This window comes from Xanthomonas arboricola pv. populi (assembly GCF_002939945.1).
Lineage (GTDB): Bacteria > Pseudomonadota > Gammaproteobacteria > Xanthomonadales > Xanthomonadaceae > Xanthomonas > Xanthomonas arboricola_A.
In genome coordinates this window covers 93,177-116,283 of the sequence record NZ_MDEB01000005.1, presented here as the reverse complement: position 1 = coordinate 116,283, position 23,107 = coordinate 93,177, and the positions used below count along the sequence as shown (strand labels likewise).

The 23,107-nt window shown below is 66.5% G+C and carries 16 protein-coding genes; 8 read left to right on the top strand and 8 right to left on the bottom strand.

Annotated elements, in window-relative coordinates; genetic code table 11:
• Positions 1-75: 75 nt before the first annotated feature.
• Positions 76-1,146 (top strand): threonine dehydratase, encoded by a 1,071-nt coding sequence (locus XaplCFBP3123_RS14400; protein ID WP_253254217.1) that lies wholly within the window; start codon positions 76-78, stop codon positions 1,144-1,146.
• On the top strand, positions 1,143-2,705 hold the full coding sequence (locus XaplCFBP3123_RS14395; RefSeq protein ID WP_104534668.1) for a 2-isopropylmalate synthase: 1,563 nt from the start codon (positions 1,143-1,145) through the stop codon (positions 2,703-2,705). Before XaplCFBP3123_RS14400 ends, XaplCFBP3123_RS14395 begins: the two co-directional genes overlap by 4 nt.
• Before the next feature lie 418 nt (positions 2,706-3,123).
• Here the strand turns inward: XaplCFBP3123_RS14395 and leuB are convergent, their stop codons facing one another.
• From leuB to leuC, 3 genes are all read right to left on the bottom strand, one after another.
• On the bottom strand, positions 3,124-4,197 hold the full coding sequence (gene leuB / locus XaplCFBP3123_RS14390) for a 3-isopropylmalate dehydrogenase (protein ID WP_104534667.1): 1,074 nt from the start codon (positions 4,195-4,197) through the stop codon (positions 3,124-3,126).
• A 75-nt stretch (positions 4,198-4,272) separates the two neighbouring features.
• A complete protein-coding gene (leuD, locus tag XaplCFBP3123_RS14385) occupies positions 4,273-4,920 on the bottom strand; it encodes a 3-isopropylmalate dehydratase small subunit (protein ID WP_104534666.1) in 648 nt (215 codons plus the stop codon).
• A gap of 71 nt (positions 4,921-4,991) precedes the next feature.
• Positions 4,992-6,431, bottom strand: a complete 1,440-nt coding sequence (gene leuC / locus XaplCFBP3123_RS14380; RefSeq protein WP_104534665.1) for a 3-isopropylmalate dehydratase large subunit — start codon at positions 6,429-6,431, stop codon at positions 4,992-4,994.
• Between the two features lie 120 nt (positions 6,432-6,551).
• Here leuC and XaplCFBP3123_RS14375 point away from each other — a divergent pair, with 120 nt between their 5' ends.
• On the top strand, positions 6,552-7,436 hold the full coding sequence (locus XaplCFBP3123_RS14375; protein ID WP_104534664.1) for a LysR family transcriptional regulator: 885 nt from the start codon (positions 6,552-6,554) through the stop codon (positions 7,434-7,436).
• A 36-nt stretch (positions 7,437-7,472) separates the two neighbouring features.
• On the opposite strand, the gene XaplCFBP3123_RS14370 is transcribed toward XaplCFBP3123_RS14375, so the two are convergent.
• A complete protein-coding gene (locus XaplCFBP3123_RS14370; protein ID WP_172453292.1) occupies positions 7,473-10,481 on the bottom strand; it encodes a ligand-binding sensor domain-containing diguanylate cyclase in 3,009 nt (1,002 codons plus the stop codon).
• Between the two features lie 267 nt (positions 10,482-10,748).
• On the opposite strand from XaplCFBP3123_RS14370, the gene XaplCFBP3123_RS14365 reads away from it, so the two are divergent.
• From XaplCFBP3123_RS14365 to XaplCFBP3123_RS14355, 3 genes are all read left to right on the top strand, one after another.
• Entirely contained in the window at positions 10,749-11,402 is a 654-nt protein-coding gene (locus tag XaplCFBP3123_RS14365; protein ID WP_104534663.1) for a TetR/AcrR family transcriptional regulator, read from the top strand.
• A 128-nt stretch (positions 11,403-11,530) separates the two neighbouring features.
• Positions 11,531-12,187: a protein-L-isoaspartate O-methyltransferase family protein gene (locus tag XaplCFBP3123_RS14360; protein ID WP_104534662.1), complete on the top strand. Its 657-nt coding sequence runs from the start codon at positions 11,531-11,533 to the stop codon at positions 12,185-12,187.
• Between the two features lie 20 nt (positions 12,188-12,207).
• The gene (locus XaplCFBP3123_RS14355) at positions 12,208-13,590 is read left to right on the top strand and encodes a TolC family outer membrane protein (protein ID WP_104534661.1); all 1,383 of its coding nucleotides are present in this window, start codon (positions 12,208-12,210) and stop codon (positions 13,588-13,590) included.
• A 581-nt stretch (positions 13,591-14,171) separates the two neighbouring features.
• On the opposite strand, the gene waaA is transcribed toward XaplCFBP3123_RS14355, so the two are convergent.
• The gene (gene waaA / locus XaplCFBP3123_RS14350; RefSeq protein ID WP_104534807.1) at positions 14,172-15,488 is read right to left on the bottom strand and encodes a lipid IV(A) 3-deoxy-D-manno-octulosonic acid transferase; all 1,317 of its coding nucleotides are present in this window, start codon (positions 15,486-15,488) and stop codon (positions 14,172-14,174) included.
• A 76-nt stretch (positions 15,489-15,564) separates the two neighbouring features.
• Here waaA and XaplCFBP3123_RS14345 point away from each other — a divergent pair, with 76 nt between their 5' ends.
• The gene (locus XaplCFBP3123_RS14345) at positions 15,565-16,485 is read left to right on the top strand and encodes an LpxL/LpxP family Kdo(2)-lipid IV(A) lauroyl/palmitoleoyl acyltransferase (protein ID WP_104534660.1); all 921 of its coding nucleotides are present in this window, start codon (positions 15,565-15,567) and stop codon (positions 16,483-16,485) included.
• A 77-nt stretch (positions 16,486-16,562) separates the two neighbouring features.
• On the opposite strand, the gene XaplCFBP3123_RS14340 is transcribed toward XaplCFBP3123_RS14345, so the two are convergent.
• From XaplCFBP3123_RS14340 to XaplCFBP3123_RS14330, 3 genes are read right to left on the bottom strand one after another with little or no spacing between them, the layout of a single operon-like run.
• Positions 16,563-17,897 carry an O-antigen ligase family protein gene (locus XaplCFBP3123_RS14340; RefSeq protein ID WP_104534659.1) on the bottom strand — a complete coding sequence of 445 codons (1,335 nt, stop codon included), beginning with the start codon at positions 17,895-17,897 and terminating at the stop codon, positions 16,563-16,565.
• On the bottom strand, positions 17,878-18,990 hold the full coding sequence (locus XaplCFBP3123_RS14335) for a glycosyltransferase (RefSeq protein WP_104534658.1): 1,113 nt from the start codon (positions 18,988-18,990) through the stop codon (positions 17,878-17,880). The genes XaplCFBP3123_RS14340 and XaplCFBP3123_RS14335 overlap by 20 nt, the downstream gene beginning before the upstream one ends.
• A 10-nt stretch (positions 18,991-19,000) precedes the next feature.
• Positions 19,001-19,198, bottom strand: a complete 198-nt coding sequence (locus XaplCFBP3123_RS14330) for a zinc-finger domain-containing protein (protein WP_006451050.1) — start codon at positions 19,196-19,198, stop codon at positions 19,001-19,003.
• 319 nt (positions 19,199-19,517) lie between these two features.
• On the opposite strand from XaplCFBP3123_RS14330, the gene XaplCFBP3123_RS14325 reads away from it, so the two are divergent.
• Positions 19,518-22,880 (top strand): GH92 family glycosyl hydrolase, encoded by a 3,363-nt coding sequence (locus XaplCFBP3123_RS14325; RefSeq protein ID WP_104534657.1) that lies wholly within the window; start codon positions 19,518-19,520, stop codon positions 22,878-22,880.
• Positions 22,881-23,107: the final 227 nt, after the last annotated feature.

Genomic DNA, 23,107 nt, shown 5'->3' with positions numbered 1-23,107 from the left:
TTCCGGATCGGCCGTGCGCGTGCCGCAATGCCTGATTCCGGCCGCCCCTCCCCGCAGGAGCCAGACGTAGGCGACGTGGCCGTCAGCGTGGCCGACGTGCTCGCCGCGCAGGCCCGTCTGCGCAAGTACCTGTCGCCCACGCCGCTGCATTACGCCGAGCGCTTCGGTGTGTGGTTGAAGCTGGAAAATCTGCAACGCACCGGCTCCTACAAGGTGCGCGGTGCGTTGAACGCATTGCTGGCCGGGCTGGAACGCGGCGACGAGCGCCCGGTGATCTGCGCCTCGGCCGGCAACCATGCGCAAGGTGTGGCGTGGTCGGCATATCGGCTGGGCGTGCAGGCCATCACGGTGATGCCCTACGGCGCGCCGCAGACCAAGATCGCCGGCGTCGCACACTGGGGCGCCACCGTCCGCCAGCATGGCAACAGTTACGACGAGGCATTTGCGTTCGCGCGCGAGCTGGCCGGCCAGAACGGCTACCGTTTTCTGTCCGCCTTCGACGACCCGGATGTGATCGCCGGGCAAGGCACGGTCGGCATCGAACTGGCCGCGCATGCGCCGGACGTGGTGATCGTGCCGATCGGTGGCGGCGGACTGGCCTCCGGGGTGGCGCTGGCGCTGAAATCACAAGGCGTGCGCATCGTCGGCGCGCAGGTGGAAGGTGTCGATTCGATGGCGCGCGCCGTACGCGGCGATCTGCGCGAAATCGCTCCCGTCCCTACGCTGGCCGATGGCGTAAAGGTCAAGATTCCCGGCTTTCTGACCCGCCGCCTGTGCTCGAGCCTGCTCGACGATGTGGTGATCGTGCGCGAGGCCGAATTGCGCGAAACGCTGGTGCGTCTGGCACTGGAAGAACACGTCATCGCCGAGGGCGCTGGCGCGCTGGCCTTGGCCGCCGGTCGCCGCGTTTCGGGTAAACGCAAGTGCGCGGTGGTTTCTGGCGGTAATATCGACGCAACTGTTCTTGCCACACTCTTGTCCGAGGTGCGGCCGCGGCCGCCACGCAAGCCGCGTCGTCGCAATACCGAGCGACTTCGCAACGAGCGCAGCGCCAAGTCACTTCCCGAAACACCCGTTCTTTCCCGCCCATCCGCAGTCGCTTCAACGCCTGTCACCGCCATCGCCGTAGAGGAGTCTTCCTGGTGAACACGACCGTATCCAACCAGACCCCGCGTATCCGAGTTTTCGACACCACACTGCGCGACGGCGAGCAATCTCCCGGCTGCAGCATGACGCCCCAGCAGAAGCTGGTGATGGCGCGCGCGCTGGACGAGCTCGGCGTGGACATCATCGAAACCGGTTTCCCGGCCAGTTCGCATTCCGACCGCGAGGCGGTGGCGATGATCGGCCGCGAGTTGCGCCGCCCCACGCTGGCGGTGCTGTCGCGCTGCCTGCAGGCCGATATCGAAACCTCCGCACGCGCACTGGAAGCGGCCGCCAACCCGCGCCTGCATGTCTTCCTGTCCACCAGCCCGCTGCATCGCGAGCACAAGCTGCGCATGAGCCGCGAGCAGGTACTGGAATCGGTGCATAAACATGTGACGCTGGCGCGTGGCTATATCGACGACGTCGAGTTCTCTGCCGAAGACGCCACCCGCACCGAAGAGGATTTCCTGGCCGAGGTGGCGCGGGTGGCGATCGCCGCCGGTGCCACCACGATCAACCTGCCGGACACGGTAGGCTTCACCACGCCGGAAGAAATCCGCGGCATGTTCTCGCGCCTGATCGCCAGCGTGGAAGGTGCCGACAGCGTCATCTTCAGTGCGCACTGCCACAACGATCTGGGCCTGGCGGTGGCCAATTCGCTGGCGGCGATCGAAGGCGGCGCACGCCAGGTCGAATGCACCATCAACGGCATCGGCGAGCGCGCAGGCAATTGCGCACTCGAAGAAATCACCATGGCACTGAAGGTGCGCGGTGCGTTCTACAACATCGATACCGACGTCAACACCCCACGCATCGTCTCCACCTCGCAGTTGCTGCAGCGCCTGGTGGGCATGCCGGTGCAGCGCAACAAGGCGGTGGTGGGCGGCAATGCGTTCGCGCACGAGTCGGGCATCCACCAGCACGGCATGCTGCGCCATCGCGGCACCTACGAAATCATGCGTCCGGAAGACGTGGGCTGGGAGTCTTCGCAGATGGTGCTGGGCCGCCACAGCGGCCGCGCGGCAGTGGAGCAGCGCCTGCGTGCCCTGGGATATCTGCTGGAGGAAGAAGAGGTCAAACTGGTGTTCGAGCAGTTCAAGGCACTGTGCGAAAAGCAGCGCGTGGTCACCGACGCGGACCTGCAGGCGTTGATGCAGGACGCCACCGTGCAGGAAGGCTACCGGCTGGCGTCGATGACCATCAGCGATGTCGGCAGCCGTGCCAATGCGCTGGTGGAATTGTCCGATCCGGAAGGCAACCGCGTGGCCGAAACCGCGCAGGGCAATGGTCCGGTGGACGCGCTCTTCGGCGCGTTGGCCTCGGCCACAGGCGTGAAGCTGGAGCTGGACAGCTACCAGGTGCACAGCGTGGGCATCGGCGCGGACGCACGTGGCGAAGCCAGCCTGAGCGTGCGCCACGACGGCGTGGAATACGAAGGCACCGGCACCAGCAAGGACATCATCGAAGCCAGCGCGCTGGCCTGGCTGGATGTGGCCAATCGCCTGTTGCGTCAGCGCGAGCGCGGCGTGGTCGCCGGCAAGACGGCGGCGGTGGCGTAACTCTGCTCATTCTCTAAAAGATGCAAACCTGACGGCCGGCAGAGTGATCTGCTGGCCGTTTTGGTGTTTGGTGCTGGTGTTTGGTGTTCCAACTTTCTTGCAAGTGCGTCGGGTTGCTGCAGGCGCTTGCACTCGTACCGACACAGAACAGCCTCGCACACGAGGTCTGCCGGCTTTGTGCGAATGCTCCGGCCTGCTGCGGGCGCTTGCACGCGTACCGGCATGGGACACGCCGCAAGTACATCCTTGTAGGCTCTGGCGCGGCATCCATGCCGCTCAAGGTCCCACGCCGGCACGCGCGCAAGCACCACCGGTTGCTGTCGGCAGCTGAGGACACGGATGCGGCATCGCGCTACCGCCCAACACCCGCATGCTGACCAATCCTGCGCGCCATAACGCTTCAGGTATGCGAGCGCTGTTACAGCGCGGCCACCACTGCATCACCCATCGCCACGGTGCCAACCTTGGTCGTGCCTTCCGACCAGATGTCGGCGGTGCGCAAGCCTTGGTCGAGCACCTTGCCGACCGCTTGCTCGATCGCATCTGCTGCTGCAGATTGTGCAAACGTATAGCGCAACATCATTGCCACCGACAGAATGGTGGCCAACGGATTTGCGATCCCCTTGCCTGCGATGTCCGGCGCCGAGCCATGACATGGCTCGTACATGCCCTTGTTGTTGGCATCCAGCGAAGCCGAAGGCAGCATGCCGATCGAACCGGTGAGCATCGATGCCTGGTCGGACAGGATGTCGCCGAACATGTTGTCGGTCACGATCACATCGAACTGCTTGGGCGCGCGCACCAACTGCATCGCCGCGTTGTCCACGTACATATGCGACAGCGCGATGTCCGGATAATCCTTTGCCACTTCTTCGACGACTGCGCGCCACAACTGGCTCGATGCCAACACATTGGCCTTGTCGACCGAGCACAGCTTCTTGCCGCGCAGACGTGCCATCTCAAAGCCTGCCTTGGCGATGCGGCGGATCTCGCTTTCGCTGTATGGCAGTGTGTCGTAGGCCTGACGCTCGCCATTTTCCAGCGTGCGCGTGCCACGCGGCTGACCGAAATAGATACCGCCGGTGAGCTCACGCAGGATCAACAGATCCAGCCCGGACACCACTTCAGGCTTGAGCGTGGAAGCGTCGGCCAGCTGCGGATACAGCAGCGCCGGGCGCAGGTTGGCGAACAAACCGAGCTGCGAGCGGATCTTGAGCAGGCCACGCTCCGGGCGCAGCGATGGATCGATGGTGTCCCATTGCGGCCCACCGACCGCACCCAGCAGCACCGCGTCGGCAGCGCGCGCACGCTCCAGGGTTTCGTCGGCAAGAGGGCTGCCGTACTTGTCGTAGGCCGCGCCACCCAGTTCGTCATACACCAGGCTGAAGCCCAGTCCATGCTGCGCATCGATGCGCGTCAACACCTTGACCGCTTCGGCCATGATCTCCGGGCCAATGCCGTCCCCGGGAAGAATCAGAATCTGCTTGCTCATGCAATCCTCGTCAGTGAAATCAACACAGCGCAGCACGTACTGACGCAACCGGGTCGTTGGTACGTGCCGGCGGAATTACTGCAGCGCGCCGAACAGCCACGGTTGACGCGCGCGATGGCCTTGCTCGAAGCGACCGATCGTATCGGCGTCCTGCAGGGTCAGGCCGATGTCGTCCAACCCGTTGAGCAGGCAGTGCTTGCGGAATGCGTCGATGTCGAAGCTGTATTCCACGCCATCGGGGCGGCGCACGCGCTGTGCGGCCAGATCCACGGTGAGTTGGTAGCCCTCGGTGGCCAGGCATTGCGCGAACAGGGCGTCCACTTCCGCTTCGGCCAGCACGATCGGCAGCAGGCCGTTCTTGAAACTGTTGTTGAAGAAGATGTCGGCAAAGCTGGGCGCGATCACCGCGCGGAAGCCGTATTCGTCCAGCGCCCACGGTGCGTGCTCGCGCGAGGAACCGCAGCCGAAGTTCTCGCGTGCCAGCAACACGCTGGCGCCCTGATAGCGCGGGAAATTGAGTACGAACTCCGGGTTGAGCGGGCGCTGGCTGTTGTCGCGGCCAGGCTCGCCGACGTCCAGATAGCGCCATTCGTCGAACAGGTTCGGACCGAAGCCGGTGCGCTTGATCGACTTGAGGAATTGCTTGGGAATGATCTGGTCGGTATCGACATTGGCGCGATCCAGCGGCGCCACCAGTCCGGTGTGTTGGGTGAAAGGAGTCATTGGGATGCCGGGAATTGGGAGTGGAGAATGGGGAATTGGCGGAGCGGAGACGGGACGGACGTTGCGATTCTCTATTCCCGATTCTCGATTCCCTGCAACGCACGCACATCGACAAAATGTCCGCTCACCGCCGCCGCCGCCGCCATTGCCGGGCTGACCAGATGGGTGCGGCCGCCGGCGCCCTGGCGGCCTTCGAAGTTGCGATTGGAGGTGGAAGCGCAATGTTCGCCGCTGCCCAGCTTGTCCGGGTTCATGGCCAGGCACATCGAGCACCCCGGCTCGCGCCATTCAAAACCGGCGTCCAGAAACACCTTGTCCAGACCTTCGGCTTCGGCCTGCGCCTTGACCAGACCCGAGCCCGGGACCACCAGCGCCTGCTTGATGGTGGAAGCGACCTTGCGGCCCCCGGCCACCGCAGCGGCCGCGCGCAGATCCTCGATGCGCGAGTTGGTGCATGAGCCGATGAACACGCGATCCAGGCGGATCTCGGTGATCGGCTGATTCGCGCGCAAGCCCATGTACTTCAGCGCGCGCTCGATCGAATCGCGCCGGGTCGGATCCTGTTCGGTTGCCGGGTCCGGCACCTGCTGATCCACCGCCAGCACCATTTCCGGCGAGGTGCCCCAGCTGACCTGCGGCTTGATGTCTTCGGCGCGCAGCTCCACCACGGTGTCGAAGTGCGCGTCCGCATCGGAGACCAGCGTGCGCCACAGCGCCACCGCCGCCGCCCAGTCGGCGCCCTTGGGCGCGAACGGGCGGCCCTGCACGTAGGCAATGGTCTTTTCGTCCACCGCCACCATGCCCACGCGCGCACCGGCTTCGATGGACATGTTGCAGATGGTCATGCGGCCTTCCATCGACAGCTCGCGGATCGCGCTGCCGGCAAATTCCAGCGCATGGCCGTTGCCGCCAGCGGTGCCGATCCTGCCGATCACCGCCAGCACGATGTCCTTGGCGGTCACGCCGAACGGCAGCGTCCCTTCCACGCGCACCTGCATGTTCTTCATCTTCTTGGCGATCAGGCATTGCGTGGCAAGCACATGCTCGACCTCGGAGGTGCCGATGCCGTGCGCCAGCGCGCCGAACGCGCCATGCGTGGAGGTGTGCGAATCGCCGCAGACCACGGTCATGCCCGGCAGGGTGGCGCCCTGCTCGGGGCCGACCACATGCACGATGCCCTGGCGCGCATCGTTCATCTTGAACTCGAGGATGCCGAAATCGTCGCAATTCTCGTCCAATGTCTGCACCTGCAGGCGCGAGACTTCGTCGGAGATCGACTCCAGCCCGCCCTGGCGCTCGGCACGCGTGGTCGGCACGTTGTGATCGGGCGTGGCGATGTTGGCGTCGATGCGCCACGGCTTGCGCCCGGCCAGACGCAGGCCTTCGAACGCTTGCGGCGAGGTCACTTCATGCAGGATGTGGCGGTCGATGTAGATCAGCGACGAACCATCGTCGCGGCGCGTGACCTCGTGCAGGTCCCACAGCTTGTCGTACAGCGTCTTGGCAGTCATTGCGGCGATCCGGTTGGCGGGTGGTGGGAGCGCCCACCTGGCTGCGTTCGATGCTAGGAGCTTGCCTTGGATAACGCAAATTCATATTGTTTATTCAACAAATGAAATTTGGGAATGGCAATGGACCTGGCAAGCCTCAGCGCCTTCGTGGCGATCGCCGAGAGCGGCAGCTTTTCGGCAGCCGGCGAGGCACTGCACCTCACCCAGCCGGCGGTGAGCAAACGGATCGCCCTGCTGGAAGGGCAACTGTCGGCGCGGCTGTTCGACCGCCTTGGCCGCCGGGTGGTGCTGACCGAGGCCGGCCAGGCCTTGCTGCCGCGTGCGCAACGCATCCTGGCCGATCTGCAGGACACCCGCCGCGTGCTGGAGCATCTTGGCGCGGCGGTCGGCGGGCGCCTGAGCCTGGCCACCAGCCATCATGTCGGCCTGCATCGCCTGCCCGCCCTGCTGCGCGGCTTCGCTGCACAACACCCGCAGGCGGCACTGGACATCCAGTTCCTGGATTCGGAGCTGGCCTATGCCGCGGTGCTGCGCGGCGAGGTGGAGCTGGCGGTCACCACGCTGGCGCCGGACACGCGTGCGCCGCTGCGCGCGCAACCGATCTGGCATGACCGCCTGCAGTTCGTGGTGGCGCCCGATCACCCGCTGGCCGCATTGCGCGCGGTGTCGCTGGAGGATGTGGTGGCGCATCCGGCGGTGCTGCCGGATCCGGGCACGTTCACCCACCGCATCGTCGCCGGTCTGTTCGCCGGGCACGCACTGGTGCCGAGCCTGCGCATGACCACCAACTATCTGGAGACGATCAAGATGCTGGTGTCGGTCGGCCTTGCGTGGAGCGTGTTGCCGGAACGCATGATCGATCATCAGATCGTGGCGCTGCCGTTGCCCGATGTGACGCTGTCGCGCGAGCTGGGCTGCGTGACCCATGGCGGGCGTACCTTGTCGCGCGCCGCGCAGGCGTTCGTTGCGTTGTTGCATGCACAGGCGGACCAGCTGCCGAAGTGAGCGCGGCAGCTGCACGCACCCGGCAACGCGACAGCCTTACTGATCCACCAAACGATCGCGCCCCAGCCGCTTGGCCTGGTACAGACGGCGGTCTGCCAGTGCCAGCAATTCGCGCCGGCTCGGAGCTTCATCGCTCATCGCCATGCCCATGCTGGCGGTGCAGCGCACCGTCGTGCCCTGCGTCTGGACACCGATCGCGGCGAGCCGTTGGCGCATGCGCTCGAACAGCGCGCGCGCCTGTGCCGCGTCCACACCCACTGCCGCGAGCAGAAACTCTTCGCCACCGTGGCGCGCGGCAAAGCACTGCGCCCGATCCTGCTCGCTGAGTGCTTCGCCGATCGCGCACAGCACCGCATCGCCGACCTCATGGCCGTACTCGTCGTTGATGCGCTTGAAGTGATCGATATCCATCAGCACCAACGCCAATGGGGGGCCACCGGCGCGCGCGTCGTCGAACCATTGCTGCAGGACGCGCTCGGCCTCGCGCCGATTCGGCAAGGCGGTCAGCACGTCGTGGCTGGCGCGATATTCGAGCTGGTCCATCAAGGCTTCGCGCTCCTGGCTGGCCTGCTGCAACGCGAGGTTCTTGTCGCTCAGCTCGCGTGTACGTGCGTCGATCACCGTATTGAGCTGGCGCTGACGGCGGCGGTAGCTGGCGGTACGCCACAGATAAAACCCGTAGATCAGGCTGCCCAGCCCGAGGATGCCCAGGGCGATCACTTCGCCACGCCGCCACCACGGCGGCGCCAGTGCGATCACCAGGCTGGATTCGCCCAACAACGCGGTCTGCCGCCAGTCCACCGGCAGCGACATCGCCTGGACGCGGAAACGGAAACGGCCCGGCGGCAGATTGGTGTAGACCGCCTCGCTGGCACTGTCGGCGTCCACCCAGTCCGGGTCGAAGCCTTCCAGCCGGTAGCGGTAGCGCACCTTGTCCGGGCCACGAAAATTCAACCCGGCATAGCCGATGGCGATGCGCCGGGTCTCCGCACCGAAGCGATGCAGGCCATTGAGCGGCTGCACCATGCCGTCGACCAGCAGGCGCTCGAACACGATCGGCACGCGATGGCCTTGCAAGGTGCCCACGCGTGCCGGATCGATCACGCCCAGGCCCGCAGCGGTGGGAAACAGCAGCTGCCCGGACTGCGTCATCCAGCCGGCCGGTGCGCTGCTGCCGTTGCCCTGATTGCCGGGCATGCCGTCGCTGCGATCCACCACCTCCACACTCAACTGCTCGCGCGTACCGGCATCGAGCTGGTCGAAGTCGCTGCGGGCGATGCGGAACACGCCATGGTTGCTCGACAACCAGAAATAACCGCGGCCGTCGTCGATCACCCGGAACACCTTGTCGCGTGGCAGCCCGACCCGATGGTCGTAGACGCGGAAGGTCTCTCCACTCAGGCGCAGCAGGCCGCGATCGCTGGCGATCCACAGATCGCCTTTGGCGTCGCGCAGGAAGTCGAACGCGTTCTGCCCGGGAAAATCCTGCTCGCCCAGCCATGTGCGCGTGCTGCCATTTGCCGACAGTGCGGTCATGCCGCGGTCGGTGCCGATCCACACAGTGCCCAGCGTGTCGCGATACAGCACCTGCACCGAGCCATCGGGTACGCCGTCGGCGGCGGTGTAGCGGCGTGCCTTGCCATCGCGCCAGCGCACCAGCCCGGCCGTGGTGCCGATCCATAGCGTCCCGCCATCTGGCAACACCGCGCGCACCGACAGCGACGGCAGGCCCTCGGCCGCACCGATGCGCGCCAGCACGCGACCTCGCGCGTCCAGGCGCAGCACGCCCTGGCTGTACGTGCCGGCCCAGACGCCGCCATCGCCGGCATCGGCCAGAGCCAGCACCGATTGCCCCAGCACGCGTCCGCCCTCGTTAGGCACCACCGACACGCGGCTGATCTGATTGTTGCGCCAGCGGTCCAGGCCCACCGCGCTGCCCACCCACACGGTGCCGTCGCCGGTCTGCAACACCGTGCGCACGTAGTCCGAGGCCAGGCCGTCTTCGTGGGTGACGCCGTGCGCGGCGCCTTCGGCAATGCGGAACAGGCCGTGCGTGCTGCCGACCCAGATCAGGCCCTCGGCGTCTTCCAGCAGCGCCGGGCTGGCCACTCCGGAAATGGCGATCTGTTCGTCTGGCGCATCCGCTCCGCTGTGGACCACCAGCGTGCCCGACGGCAGGCTCATCCATAGATGCCCGCGCCGATCCAGCAGCAATGCATCCACCCGCTGGCCTTGGCGGAAACGCTGCAGGCCACCGCGGCTCCACCACCACACGCCGTCGTCGCCAGCGACCAGCAGGCCGCCCCGACGATCGCTGGCCAGCCGCCGCACCGGTGCGCCGCGCATGCCATGTGCCTTGCCCCAGGCCTCGGCCGCACTGCCATCGCGGGGCAGACGATAGAGCCCGACTTCGGTACCCACCCACAAAGCGCCGTCGCCCTCGGCCGCCAGTGCGGTGATGCGCGCGCGCGGCAGGCCGGCCTGGCGGCCGACGTCCACCACCCGCCCGTCCGGTTCGATACGGTACAGCGTCTGCGGCGTGCCGACCCATAACGCGCCGTCGGCGCGGCGCAGCAATGCACTGACCGCCAGGTGACGCGCCGAAGCGTCGCCCAGTTGCTGCCAGTGGCCGTCCTGGTAGTGATAGACGCCATCGAATGCGGTGCCGAACAGCATCCCGCCGGTGCTGTCGCGCACCACCACGAACACGCCCCCCAGCTCGACGCCCGGCGTGTTCTGACGGTCATACACGGTGAAGTCGCGGCCGTTGAAGCGCGCCACGCCTTCCCAGGTGCCCAGCCAGATCAGGCCATCGGCGCCCTGCGCCACCGCATGCACCAGATTGTGCGGCAGGCCGTCGTCCATGCTCCAGCGCGTGACGGTGTGATACGCGGGATGGGTCGGCGGCTGGGCGCCGGCCGGCCGCACGCCGAGCAGCACGCAGGCCAGCAATACCCATCGCCACAGCAGCCCGGCCCGCCGCACGCATGTGCTGCGGACGCAGCCTGTATGCGCATGCGCCCCGACCCTGTCCACGCTCTCCATCCCCTCGTTGTGCTGGCGAAAGGTGCTGCCGACGTGCGTCTGCAGACCGTTAGTCAATCTATCACCGGGGGTTTTTCAACGCCCTAGGTGGATTCCCCACAAGGATGGGACGCACCATGACACCGGGAGGCATTCAACTGAAACAATTACAGGCCATAACCAAGCCGGTGCGCAGCTAACGCCTGGGTGCGACCGCTCCTGAGCGCTTCAAGGCGCTGCGCGAGCGGCGAGTATAAATATAGAACCCGATGGTCTAGTATTGACGGCATGTCCAGCTCGCCCCCCCTCAAGTCCAAGGCCAGGAGCAACGGCCCCGGACGGCCCAAGGATCTTGGGAAACGCGCCGCCATTCTTGGCGCTGCCCGCACCATGTTCATGGAGCAGGGGTACGCCGGGGTCAGCATGGATGGCATCGCCGCGCAGGCGGGCGTATCCAAGCTCACCGTCTACAGTCATTTTGGCGACAAGGAAAGCCTGTTTTCCGAGGCGATCCGTGCGCAATGCCAGCACATGATGCCGGACGACCTGTTCGATCACGCCCCCCAGGGCGCGCTGCGCGATCAGCTGATCGAAATCGCCGACGCCTTCTTCGCCATGGTCAGCACCGACTCGGCCATCGCCACCCACCGCATGATGATGGCGCCCGGCACGGGCGATGTGCATGTGCGCGAGATGTTCTGGGACGCCGGCCCCAAGCGGACCCAGCAGGCGCTGGCGGACTTCCTGTCCGCGCGCGTGGCCGATGGCCAGCTGAAGATCGACGATGTGGCACGTGCCGCCTCGCAATTCTTCTGCCTGCTCAAGGGCGAGCTGTATGCGTTGATGATGTGCGGCCTGCATGGGCAACCCACCCGCGCGCAGGTGGACGAGCACCTGCAGGCCAGCGTGGATTTCTTTTTGAGGGCGTATGCGCCGCGCTGACCGCCCCCGGCCTTTGGTGGCGATGACTTCCGGCACTGCGCCGTTTGGCGGCGCGCAGCGATGCTAGATGCGCCAGTTGCCCCGTGCACCGGTAAAATGCCTGCCCCACCGCGTTGGATAACCGCACCATGACGATCGATTTCTCCCAGGCCCGCGAAAAGATGGTCGAACAGCAGATCCGGCCGTGGGACGTGCTGGACCTGCGCGTGCTCGAGGTGCTGGCGCGCCTGCCGCGCGAAGCCTTCGTGCCCGAGGCCTACAAGACCCTGGCCTATGTCGATGTGGAAATCCCGCTGTCGGCCGGCCACAAGATGATGAAGCCGGTGGTGGAAGGCCGCATGCTGCAGGCGCTGGATCTGCAGCCGGGCGAAGACGTTCTGGAAATCGGCACCGGCAGCGGGTTTTCCACCGCCTGCCTGGCCGCGCTGGCCCGCGAAGTGCTGAGCCTGGAGATCGACCCGGCACTGGCCGCCGCTGCACGCGCCAATCTGGACAGCAGCGGCCTGGGCAGCAACGTGCGTATCGAAACCGCGGACGTGTTCGGCTGGCAGAGCGAGCGCCGCTTCGACGCCATCTGTGTGACCGGCGCGGTTGAGTCGCTGCCGACGCAATGGCTGCAGTGGCTGCGCCCGAACGGCCGGCTGTTCGTGGTGCGCGGTCACGAACCGGTGATGGAAGCGGTCCTGGTCCGTGGCGACGTCAACGCGCCGCGCATCGAATCGTTGTTCGAAACCGACCTCGCCTATCTGCAGGGCGCCGCACCGACGCCCCGATTCCAATTCTGATTCCCAAGGAAGCTTCCCCGATGATCCGCCGATCCCTCGTCCTGGCGCTGGCCGCCGCCCTGTCTCCGATGGCTGCGAACGCCACCGATCTGCTGCAGGTCTACGAAATGGCCCGCAACGGCGATCCGCAGCTGGCAGTGGCCGAGTCCACCCGCCTGGTCAACCGGGAAGGTCAGGTGCAGGCGCGTGCGGCGTTGTTGCCGCAGTTGGACGGCACCGCCGGGTACACCCAGTCGCACCGCGAGCTGGAAGGCGTGGATGGCCGCTCGACCACCAAGCAGCGTCAGTACGCGATCCAGGGCAACCAGACCATCTTCAACTGGGCGCAGTTCGCCAATCTGCGTGCACAGCGCGAAGTGGCCAAGGCGGCGGACTTTACGCTGGAATCGGCCAACAACGACCTGATCACCCGCACCTCGGCGGCGTATTTCCAGGTACTGGTCGGCATCGAATCGCTGGCGGCGGCAGAGACCAACGAAGCGGCTGCCAAGAAACAGTTCGACTACGCCGACAAACGCCTGGAAGTGGGCCTGGCACCGATCACCGACGTGCACGAAGCGCGTGCCCAGTACGACCAGGCGCGTGCCGATACGATCAACGCACGCAACACGCTGAAGGATTACTACCAGGCATTGACCGAGCTCACCGGCCAGCCGGTGGTCAGCCTGCGTGCACTGCCGGAAGAGTTCCGTCCGGAAGTGCCGGCCGCCTATGCCAACGTCGATCAACTGGTGGCCACCGCCATCGCCGACAATCCGGCGTTGAAGGCGCAGCAGTTGCAGGTCAGCGCTGCCGAGGCGCAGGTCAATGCCGCGCGTGCGGGCCACTACCCCACCTTGAACCTTGGCGCCAACATCGGCCGCACCAATAGCTGGGGAGGCGCAGGCACCGTCGATCAGGCGGCCGGCAACTTCACCACCAGCGGCCGCGACATCGATACCGATTCGATCGGCATCACGCTGTCGATTCCGATCTTCGCCGGCGGCGCAACGCAGTCCGCAGTACGTCAGGCGCTGTCGCAGCGCGATATCCAGCAGGACACCTACGAGCAGCAGAAGCGCGCGCTGGATCGCAACACGCGCAATGCCTACCAGACCGTGGTCGCCGGCATCAGCGAAGTTGAAGCACGCCGCCTGGCCGTGGTCTCCGCACAGGCCGCATACGATGCCTCGCAGGTGGGTCTGGAAGTCGGTACGCGCACCGTGCTGGACGTGGTGCAGAACCAGCGCACCTTGTTCCAGGCACAGTTGAACTATGCGCAGTCGCGCTACAACTTCCTGCAGAACCGTCTGCTGCTGGGCCAGGCGATCGGCAAGCTCGACATCACCGACCTGCAGGACGTGAACCGCCTGCTGTCGCAGGATGCCGAGTCCAAGCTGCAGGGTAGTGGCTCGCTGCAGTAATGCGGGCGGATAGGTAACTAAAAAGGCGGGCGCAGGCCCGCCTTTTTTATGTCCGATGCACGCGCGTACCTGGCTGCGTGCGATACCTGCGATGACTGCGGCATTAGCAGCTGATCTGCGACTTGGCTGCAGGGCCCTCTTGCCCGCCCACCATCGCGGGACACACTGCAAGTACGTCCTTGTAAGCGCTTACGCGGCATCCATGCCGCGTAAGGTCCCGCGACGGTGGGCGGGCAAGGACCAGTGGAGATGGTCGATGTGCAGGTTTGCAAGCAATTTCTACAAAGCAACCGGCTAACTCTTTGGTGCGGTGTCCTCGCCGCTTGCGGGACCGTGTGGCGGCATGGATGCCGCCACCGAGCCTCCATGGACGGATTCACGGCGTGTCCCGCGAGCGGTGAGGGCACCGCACGCTCAACCAATGCGGCTTGAGACTTTCCAGATGACGCCAAACAGCGGCTAACGAAACCACGTCGCGATCGCCACGTTTTGTTGGTCGCTCCAAGACCGCTTGATGACGTGACTTGGCATGACTGCAACAGATTCACTGCAACGATGCAGCATGCACTTAGTTATATCTTTCAAGACGCCACACCGTCGCTGACCACAGGCGGCAGGTCCGGTGCGATCTGCACCAGCGTCCTCGCCACCGCGCCCTTGCCATTGGCGACCAAGGCCAGCCCTGCGGCGGCCATTGCTTCACGCTGGGCCGGGTCGCCGAGCAGGCGCGCAAGATCGTGATACACGCTGTCGGCATCGTCGCAGATGGCCACCGCATCGGCCTCGCGCATGCGCCGCGAAATCTCCGAGAAATTGTGCAGATGCGGGCCGGTGACTGCCGGCGTGCCGACCGCTGCCGGTTCGAGCAGATTGTGCCCGCCGATCGGTTGCAGACTGCCGCCGACGAAGGCGACCTGCGCGCAGGCGTAGAAACTCATCAGCTCGCCCAGGGTATCGATCACAAACACCTTGTCGCGCGCCTGCGGCCATTGCTGGGTCTTGCGCGTGGACACGGCCCAGCCACGCTCGCGCGCCACGGCCTCGACCTTGGGAAAGCGCTCCGGATGGCGCGGCGCCCATAACATCAGCAGATCAGGAAACTGCAGCAGCAGGCGCGCATGGATGTCGGCCACGGCCGCTTCCTCGCCTTCGTGCGTGCTGGCGGCGATCCACACCGGCCGCGTTGCCGGCACATGCGTATGGAACTGCGCGACCAGCGCCTGCAACTGCGCTGGCGCGGCGATATCGAATTTGAGATTGCCCAGTGCGATCACCTGGTCGGGCCGCGCACCCAGCGTGATGAAACGTTCGGCATCGTCGTGCGACTGCGCCGCCACGCAGGTGACGCTGCGCAGCGCGCGGCTGATCAACGGCGCCAGCAGGCGATAGCCACGCAGCGAGCGTGCCGACAGCCGCGCATTGAGGATGTACACCGGAATCCTGCGGTCGCGGCAGCCGAACAACATGTTCGGCCACAGTTCGGTTTCCAGGATCAACGCCAGGCGCGGGCGGAAATGCTCCAGGAATCGGCCGACGCTGCCGGGCACGTCGTAGGGCAGATACACGTGGTCCACCGCATCGCCCCAGACCGCGCGCACGCGCTCGGAGCCGGTTGGGGTGATGGTGGTGATGACCCAACGGATATCCGGACGCTGCGCACGCAAGGCGTTGACCAGCGGCGCAGCGGCATTGACCTCGCCCACCGACACCGCATGCACCCACACGCGCGGGCGCCCGCAGGCATGCGTGTAGGAGGCATAGCGCTCGTTCCAGCGGTTGAAGTATTCGCGCACGCGAAAACCGCGCCACACCAGGTGGTACACCGTCACCGGCAGCAACAGGTACAGCAGCGCTGAGTACAGTGCGCGCAACAGCCATTCGATCGGGTCTTTCCGCATCGGTGCAGGATACGGGAGCGTTGCGGCGTGCGCATGTGCACGCTGCCGCGCGCGCATGATCCCTTAGAATTGGCGCATGTCCGAGCCCGCCAACGTCGCTGTCCGCCCTTCCCTGCGCAACCCCAGGCACTGGCCGATGTATCTGGCCCTTGCCGTCATGGTGATCGCCGGACGCCTGCCCTGGATGCTGCAGCGTGCGCTGGGGCGTGGCGTGGGCTGGATCGCGATGCGCCTGGCCGGCACGCGTCGGCGCGCTGCCGAGGTCAACCTCAAGCTGTGTTTTCCCGAACAGGACGATGCCTGGCGGGCGCGGCTGTTGCGCGACAGTTTCGATGCGCTGGGCGTGGGCCTGTTCGAATTCGCGCGCGCCTGGTTGGGCAGCATCGATGCGATCCGGCCTGGCGTGCAGGTCGAAGGCCTGGAACATCTGCAGCGCCTGCAGGAACAACAACGCGGCGTGTTGCTGGTGTCCGGCCACTTCATGACGCTGGAGATGTGCGGGCGGCTGCTATGCGATTACGTGCCGCTGGCCGGCATGTACCGCAGGCATCGCAACCCGGTGTTCGAGTGGGCGGTCAAGCGCGGGCGGTTGCGCTATGCCACGCACATGTTCGCCAACGAGGACCTGCGCGCCACCATCAAGCACCTCAAGCGCGGCGGTTTCCTGTGGTACGCGCCGGATCAGGACATGCGCGGCAAGGACACCGTATTCGTGCCGTTTTTCGGGCATCCGGCTTCCACCATCACCGCCACCCATCAGTTGGCGCGGCTGACCGGTTGCGCGGTGGTGCCGTATTTCCATCGGCGCGAAGGTGGCCGCTACATCCTCAAGATCGCACCGCCGCTGGCAGACATCCCCTCCGACGATGTGATCGCCGATACCGCGCAGGTCAATGCGGCGATCGAGGACATGGTGCGCGAGGCGCCGGACCAGTACCTGTGGATCCATCGGCGCTTCAAACGCCAGCCGGGTGGGCGCAGCGATTTCTACCGATGATGTCGCGTGTTTGGATGCATGCGGTGTGTGCATCCGCAGCACCCGCAGAGATGTAAACCGCAACGTTGCAACAAGAGTCAGCGCGGCGGCGACTGATCTGCGTCGTCGTTGAGCAAGGCACCGGCATACAGGCCGGCCAGCATCAGGCTCAGCCCGCCCCAGAAGCTGGAATAGAACGCCAGATGCGTATTGAGCGGGAACACGGTTGCCACCAGCGCGATCATCGCCGGGCGCGCCTGCGCGCGCGCCGCCAGGCTGGAATAGCGCCACGCGCGCCAGGCCTGCGCCGCACCGGCCAGCCACAGCAGCAACCCGATCACCCCGGTTTCGGCCAGGATTTCCAGCACGATCTGGTGCGCATGGAAGGCCGGCCCATCGCCCCAGGCCGGCGCCTGCGCGGGTGCCGGATTGCAGGCCGGATACGCCTGCCGGAAGCCGCGGGCGCCCACCCCATTGAGTGGATGCGCGTGGATCATGCACAGCGCTGCGCCCCAGATCTGCGCACGCCCGGACAAGGCCTGGTCGACGCCCTGCTGGTCATCGCTGAAGGCCAGCGCGGTGCGCTGGATCCGCTCGCGCGCCTGCGGCGCCACCGCCACCACGCCGGCTGCCAGCAGCGCGCCGACCACCGCCACCGCAAGCAGGCGGCGGCCACCCAGCAACTGCCAGCCGGACAGCAGCACGATCACGCCGTAGGTGATCCACGACGCCCGCGACCCCGCCAGCACCAGCACCACGCCGACCGCCGCCGCAGCGCCTGCCCAGGCCCAGGCGTGGCGCCGGCCCAACGCCAGCAACAGGAAGGGCGACAGGCTGGCCAGGGTCTGACCGAACTTGAGGTTGCATGGCCCCAGCACGCCGCTGAGGCGGTCGACCAGGGCCAGCTCCTGCGGCGTGCACAGGCCGTGCCCGCTGATCAGCTGCTTGATCTGATCCAGGCCGAAGAACAACGGACTGTTGCCGAACGCGGCCTGCAACAGCGCATCCAGCGTCCACACCCCGCCGATCACCGCCAGGCCGGTGAAGGTGCGCCGACGCCGCTGCGCATTGGCCACCGCGATCGCGCACAACCACATGAAAGGCAGGTAGCGCAGATCGGTGGCCGACTTGCGCAGCGCGCGGCCCACGTCCACCGCATCGAACGCCGACAGCATCTGCGGCAACCAGTACGCGAAGAACAACACACTGGTCAGCGCCCAGGCCGCACCGCTGAGCAGCCGGGTGCCGCCTCGGAACCGCGCATGCAACAGGCGATACGCGGCGAACAGCGCGCCCAGCGACAACACCGTCTCGGCCAGCCCGGGCGTGGGCCATAGCGCCACGAACAGGATCACCCACAGCGGCGCCCAGCGACCTGCATCGGGCGTCAGCACGGACGCGGGAGGGATGGCCTCAGCGGCGGAGTTCGTCATAGACCTTCAGGGTGGCCGCTTGCATGGCCTGCAACGTATAGGGAAGCACGGCGGGCGGTGTCGGCGCCTGCTGCAGCAACTGCAGCGCCTGGGTGCGCAAGGCCTTGGTGTCGAAGGCCGGCACCGCGCCGCCGGGTTGCAACTCGGCCAGCAGCTCGCCGACGCCGCCATGCGCCCAACCCAGCACCGGCCGGCCCACCGACAAGGCCTCCACCACGGTGCGGCCGAAGGCCTCGGGTTTGCGCGACAGCTGCAGCACCAGATCGCTGGCGGCATAGGCCTCGGCGATGCGTGCGGTGGGTTCGGTGAAGGCGACCGCCTCGGCCACGCCCAGTCTGGCGGCCTCGGCTTCCAGCTCGCGCAGATAGGCTTCGCGGCCCGGCTCGCGCGCGCCGGGCAGCCACAACCACGCCGGCACACCGGCAGCGCGCACGTCGGCGAGCAGTTGCAGACCGTCGGCGTGCCCCTTCAGGCGCGTGCCGCGCCCGGGCAGCAGCAGCAGCGGCGCATCGGCCGGCAAACCGGGCAGCATGCTCTGTGCCCAGGTGCGCGCGCGGCGATCCGGATGCGGGCGACGCGGAAACTGCGCGATATCGACACCGCGCGGTATCGTGCGCAAGCGCGCGGTGTCGGTCTGCGGATAGTGCGTGCAGACGTACTCGCGCACCGTCTGCGAAACGCAGATCACCCGCTCGCCGTAGGTCATGACCGCGCTGTAGCGGCTGGGCGAATTGAGCCCGTGCACGGTGGTGACAAAGCGCGGCCGTGTGGCCTGCGGCATGCCGCGCAACGCGTACCAGCCCAGCCAGGCCGGCAGCCGCGAACGCGCATGCACGATGTCGGCGCCCAGTTCGGCGAACAGCCGGCGCAGGCCGACCACATGGCGCAAGGTCAGCAGCGACTTGCGCCCGATCTCCAGGGTGAGATGTTCGCCGCCCGCCTCCAGCAGCGGCTGGACCAGGCGACCGCCGGCCGACACCACCACCGCGCGGTGGCCGGCGCGCACCAGCGCAGCGGCGATTTCCAGGGTGGAGCGCTCGACGCCGCCGGACTGCAGCGCCGGCAGCAGTTGCACCACGGTCAGGCGGTGCATCCGGCCAGGATCAGTCGGCGAGCACGAACAGCGCGCCGCAGTACGGGCACTTGGCTTCGCAGTTGGGCTCGTCTTCGATCGGCAGGTACACGCGCGGATGCGAGTTCCACAACGCCATCTGCGGCGTCGGGCAGCTCAGCGGCAGATCGCCGCGATGCACGGTGTAGCGCGATTCGGCATTGGCGGGCGCGGTGGCGGTCTGGCTCATGGCGGCACGATCGTAGAGGCAAAGGCAGAGCGCGGATTCTAGCAGCCTGCGTGGTGATCGGCCCATTGAGCGGGCGACGCCGTTTCGGGTGGGGATGGTCTCGGCGCCAGCGCGGGCGCCGGCAACCTTGAGAGATGCGGCAGGTCCGGCAGGGCTGCGACCTTGCCGGTCCGGCAGCGCCAGACCACCACACCCGGACATCGCGCTTATCATCGCCTGACCATGGCGCACCACCCCGCGCCTGCGCCCCGTGTCCGGATCGCCCGCAGCACTCGGCCGGACCTGCCCTGCGGCATCGCACCCAAGGAGATATCGCCACGTGACCTCGTCTGCTGTGCTGCTGCATCCACGTGACCTGTGGCTCCGGCTGGCTGTTGCCCTGGGCTGCGCTGCGCCGCTGTCGGTGAGTGCGGCGACCGGGTTGTCGAGTTCGTTCGAGCCCGGGCAACCGTTGCCGGTGAGCGCGGCGGCTGGCGATGTACAGATTGCCATCGGCACCGGCCCGGCCGCGCCGTATGCGGCCAAGTCCAACGCCGGCTACAGCGGTGCACATGCGGTGCGGTATCGAAGTCATGCTGCAGGTGGGCGGCGCACCCTGTTTACCGGCGATGCCCCGATCGGCGCCGATACGACGCTGTCGTGGCTGGTATTGCCGGAGAGTGTGGGCAACGAGCATGCGGCATCGACCTATGTGTCCCTGGATCTGCTGCTGGACGACGGCACGCGCGTGTCTGCCAGCGCCGCGCGGGATCAACATGGCATCGCGCTCGGTGCGCAGGCGCAAGGCGAGTCGAAGACGCTGTATCCGCAGCAATGGGCGCGCAAGGCGGTGCGGCTGGGCGAGGTGCCCGGCCTGCGTGGGCGACGTGTGCGTGCGATCGAGCTGGACGTTGCGCCGCCCGCAGGCGCGACCAGTATGGGTTGGATCGACGATATCGCCCTTGCCGAGGTGCCGCTGACGCAGGCAACGCATCCTTCGGATTGGGTGCTGACCACCCGCGGCACGCAGTCCAATGGCACGTTCTCGCGCGGCAATAATTTTCCGGCAACCGCAGTGCCACATGGCTTCAACTTCTGGACGCCGGTGACCGATGCGGGCACGCTGACCTGGCTGTATCGCTGGAACGAACATAACGACACTGACAATCGCCCTCGCCTGCAGGCGTTGTCGCTCAGCCATCAGCCCAGCCCGTGGATGGGCGACCGCCAGACCTTTCAGGTGATGCCGTCGCTGGCGACCGGCGTGCCACCAGCCGATCGCAAACAACGTGCACTGGCGTTTTCGCATGCCAATGAAACTGCGCGTCCCTATCGCTACGCGGTGCAGTTGGACAACGGGATCCACGCCGAGATCGCGCCGACCGATCATGCCGCGTTGTTCCGCTTTCGCTTCCCGGCGCAGGGCGATGCCAATCTGCTGTTCGACAATGTGGACGCGCGTGGCGCGCTGCGCCTGGATGCGGCGACACAGACGCTCTCCGGCTACACCGATGTGCGCAGCGGACTGTCGACCGGCGCCACGCGGATGTATGTCCATGCCAGCTTCGACACGCCGTGGAAGACCAGCGGCCTGAGCGACACCGGCCGGCCCACCGGCTGGATCAAGTTCGATGCGGGCAGCGCGCGGCAGGTGCAGATGCGCATTGCCACCTCGCTGATCTCGCTCGATCAGGCCAGGCACAACCTGGCCCTGGAGATCGCACCGCAGGCAACGCTCGAGCAGGTCGCCGGTCGTGCGCAGCAGGCCTGGGATGCGTTGCTGGGACGCCTGGACGTGCCCGACGCCACCGCCGACCAGAAGACCACGCTGTATTCCAATCTGTACCGACTGCACCTGTATCCCAACTCCGGCCATGAGAATGTCGGCAGCGCCAGCGCACCGGACTGGCGTTACGCCAGCCAGAGCAGCTGGTCGGACGACAACATCGATGGCAGTGCGGTGCGCAGCTTTGCGCCGATCCGCGACGGCCGGGTCTATGTCAACAACGGGTTATGGGACACCTTTCGCACCGCGTGGCCGGCGTACGCGTTGTTCGCACCCGACGATGCCGGTGCGCTGGTGCAAGGCTTTCTGGAGCAGTCGCGCGCGGGCGGCTGGGTGGCGCGCTGGTCGTCGCCCGGCTATGCCGATCTGATGGTCGGCACCAGTTCCGATGTCGCGTTTGCCGATGCCTGGCTCAAGGGCGTGCAGGGCTTCGACCCGGCCGAGGCATACGTTGCCGCACGCAAGAACGCGACCGTGGTGGCTCCCGACAGACACGTCGGCCGCAAGGGCATGGCGCGTTCGACCTTTCGCGGTTACGCCGATACCGACACGCACGAAGGCATGTCGTGGTCGATGGAAGGCGCGCTCAATGACTTCGGTATCGCCAACATGGCCGAGGCGCTGGCCAGGCAGGCGAAAACGGCCACGGCGCGCGAGCGTTACGCGACCGAGGCAGTGTATTTTCGTCACCGCGCGGCGGGCTATTCGGCATTGTTCGATCCGGCGATCGGGTTCTTCCAGGGCCGTACACCGGACGGCAACTGGCGCGTGGACGCGGCGCAGTACGACCCGCGCGTCTGGGGCCACGATTACACCGAGTCCAGCGGCTGGACGTTTGCGTTCACCGCACCGCACGATGGGCAAGGCCTGGCCGCGTTGTATGGAGGACGCGCAGGCCTGGCAGCGAAGCTGGATACGTTCTTCGCCACCCCCGAGACCGCCGAGGCCAGGTTCGCCGGCTCTTACGGCAGCACCATTCACGAGATGACCGAAGCGCGCGATGTGCGTATGGGCATGTATGCGCACAGCAACCAGACCGCGCACCATATCCCGTGGATGTATCTGTACGCCGGGCAGCCATGGAAGACGCAACGCATCACCCGCGAGATCCTGGCGCGCCTGTACCTGGGCAGCGAGATCGGCCAGGGCTATCCCGGCGATGAGGACAACGGCGAAATGTCGGCGTGGTATCTGTTCGCGGCGCTGGGCCTGTATCCGTTGCGCATGGGCGCACCGGACTATGCGATCGGCTCACCGCTATTCACGCAGGCCAGCGTGCGTCTGCCCAATGGCCGGACGCTGACCGTGAATGCACCGCAGAATTCGCCGCAAAACGTGTACGTACAATCGCTCAAGGTCAACGGCACGCCCTGGCGCAAGACCTGGTTGCCGCATGCGGACATCGCCAAGGGCGCGACGCTGGACTTCGTCATGGGGCCGATGCCCTCGCGCTGGGGCACCGGGCCGGACGATGCGCCGCCGTCGCTGACCCCGGCGGGAAAGCGCCCTGCCCCGTTGCGGGATGTGCTCGGAGACACGGCGCGCATCGCGCTGGCCGATGGTGACGATGTCGCGGCACTGCATGACGACGATGCGGGGACGGTCGCCGCAGTTGCATCGACATCGACGCTGACGTTCAGCGGCATGGCGCGCGGCACGCCGACGCTCTACACCTTGACCAGCGGCAACGCGGCGATTGCGGCGAGTGGATGGACGTTGGAAGCGCGTACGGCAGATGGTGCGTGGAAGGTCGTCGATCAGCGCCGTGACGAGACGTTCGAATGGCGGTTGCAGACGCGGCCGTTTCGTATTGCCACGCCTGGCGCATATGCCGAATATCGGCTGCGATTCAGCGCGCCCGCGAGCGTGCAGTTGGCGGAGATCGAGTTGTTGGGGGCTGAACCTGCGGCGCGTTGAGGCGCAGGTCTCGCATCGCTGGTTGCGCTGCTTCTTGCAGACAGGTTGCTGCAGGACGCAGGCACTCGCTCACGCAATCGGCGGATTCGCACGCGTGCTGCGGGAGCAAGGCTCCGCTGCAACGTCAGCAACTCTGGTGAACCGTACCCTCACCCCAACCCCTCTCCCGACGGGAGAGGGGCTTTGAAGCGGTGCGTCTGGTGCCGCTAGCGGGCAGGTTTTCGGTG

What these genes read in the sequence shown, in the direction of transcription:
- leuB (WP_104534667.1), bottom strand. Translation starts at nt 4,197, where the DNA reads ATGAGCAAGCAGATTCTGATTCTTCCCGGGGACGGCATTGGCCCGGAG.
- leuD (WP_104534666.1), bottom strand. Translation starts at nt 4,920, where the DNA reads ATGACTCCTTTCACCCAACACACCGGACTGGTGGCGCCGCTGGATCGC.
- leuC (WP_104534665.1), bottom strand. Translation starts at nt 6,431, where the DNA reads ATGACTGCCAAGACGCTGTACGACAAGCTGTGGGACCTGCACGAGGTC.
- XaplCFBP3123_RS14375 (WP_104534664.1), top strand. Translation starts at nt 6,552, where the DNA reads ATGGACCTGGCAAGCCTCAGCGCCTTCGTGGCGATCGCCGAGAGCGGC.
- XaplCFBP3123_RS14370 (WP_172453292.1), bottom strand. Translation starts at nt 10,481, where the DNA reads ATGGAGAGCGTGGACAGGGTCGGGGCGCATGCGCATACAGGCTGCGTC.
- XaplCFBP3123_RS14365 (WP_104534663.1), top strand. Translation starts at nt 10,749, where the DNA reads ATGTCCAGCTCGCCCCCCCTCAAGTCCAAGGCCAGGAGCAACGGCCCC.
- XaplCFBP3123_RS14360 (WP_104534662.1), top strand. Translation starts at nt 11,531, where the DNA reads ATGACGATCGATTTCTCCCAGGCCCGCGAAAAGATGGTCGAACAGCAG.
- XaplCFBP3123_RS14355 (WP_104534661.1), top strand. Translation starts at nt 12,208, where the DNA reads ATGATCCGCCGATCCCTCGTCCTGGCGCTGGCCGCCGCCCTGTCTCCG.
- waaA (WP_104534807.1), bottom strand. Translation starts at nt 15,488, where the DNA reads ATGCGGAAAGACCCGATCGAATGGCTGTTGCGCGCACTGTACTCAGCG.
- XaplCFBP3123_RS14345 (WP_104534660.1), top strand. Translation starts at nt 15,565, where the DNA reads ATGTCCGAGCCCGCCAACGTCGCTGTCCGCCCTTCCCTGCGCAACCCC.
- XaplCFBP3123_RS14340 (WP_104534659.1), bottom strand. Translation starts at nt 17,897, where the DNA reads ATGACGAACTCCGCCGCTGAGGCCATCCCTCCCGCGTCCGTGCTGACG.
- XaplCFBP3123_RS14335 (WP_104534658.1), bottom strand. Translation starts at nt 18,990, where the DNA reads ATGCACCGCCTGACCGTGGTGCAACTGCTGCCGGCGCTGCAGTCCGGC.
- XaplCFBP3123_RS14330 (WP_006451050.1), bottom strand. Translation starts at nt 19,198, where the DNA reads ATGAGCCAGACCGCCACCGCGCCCGCCAATGCCGAATCGCGCTACACC.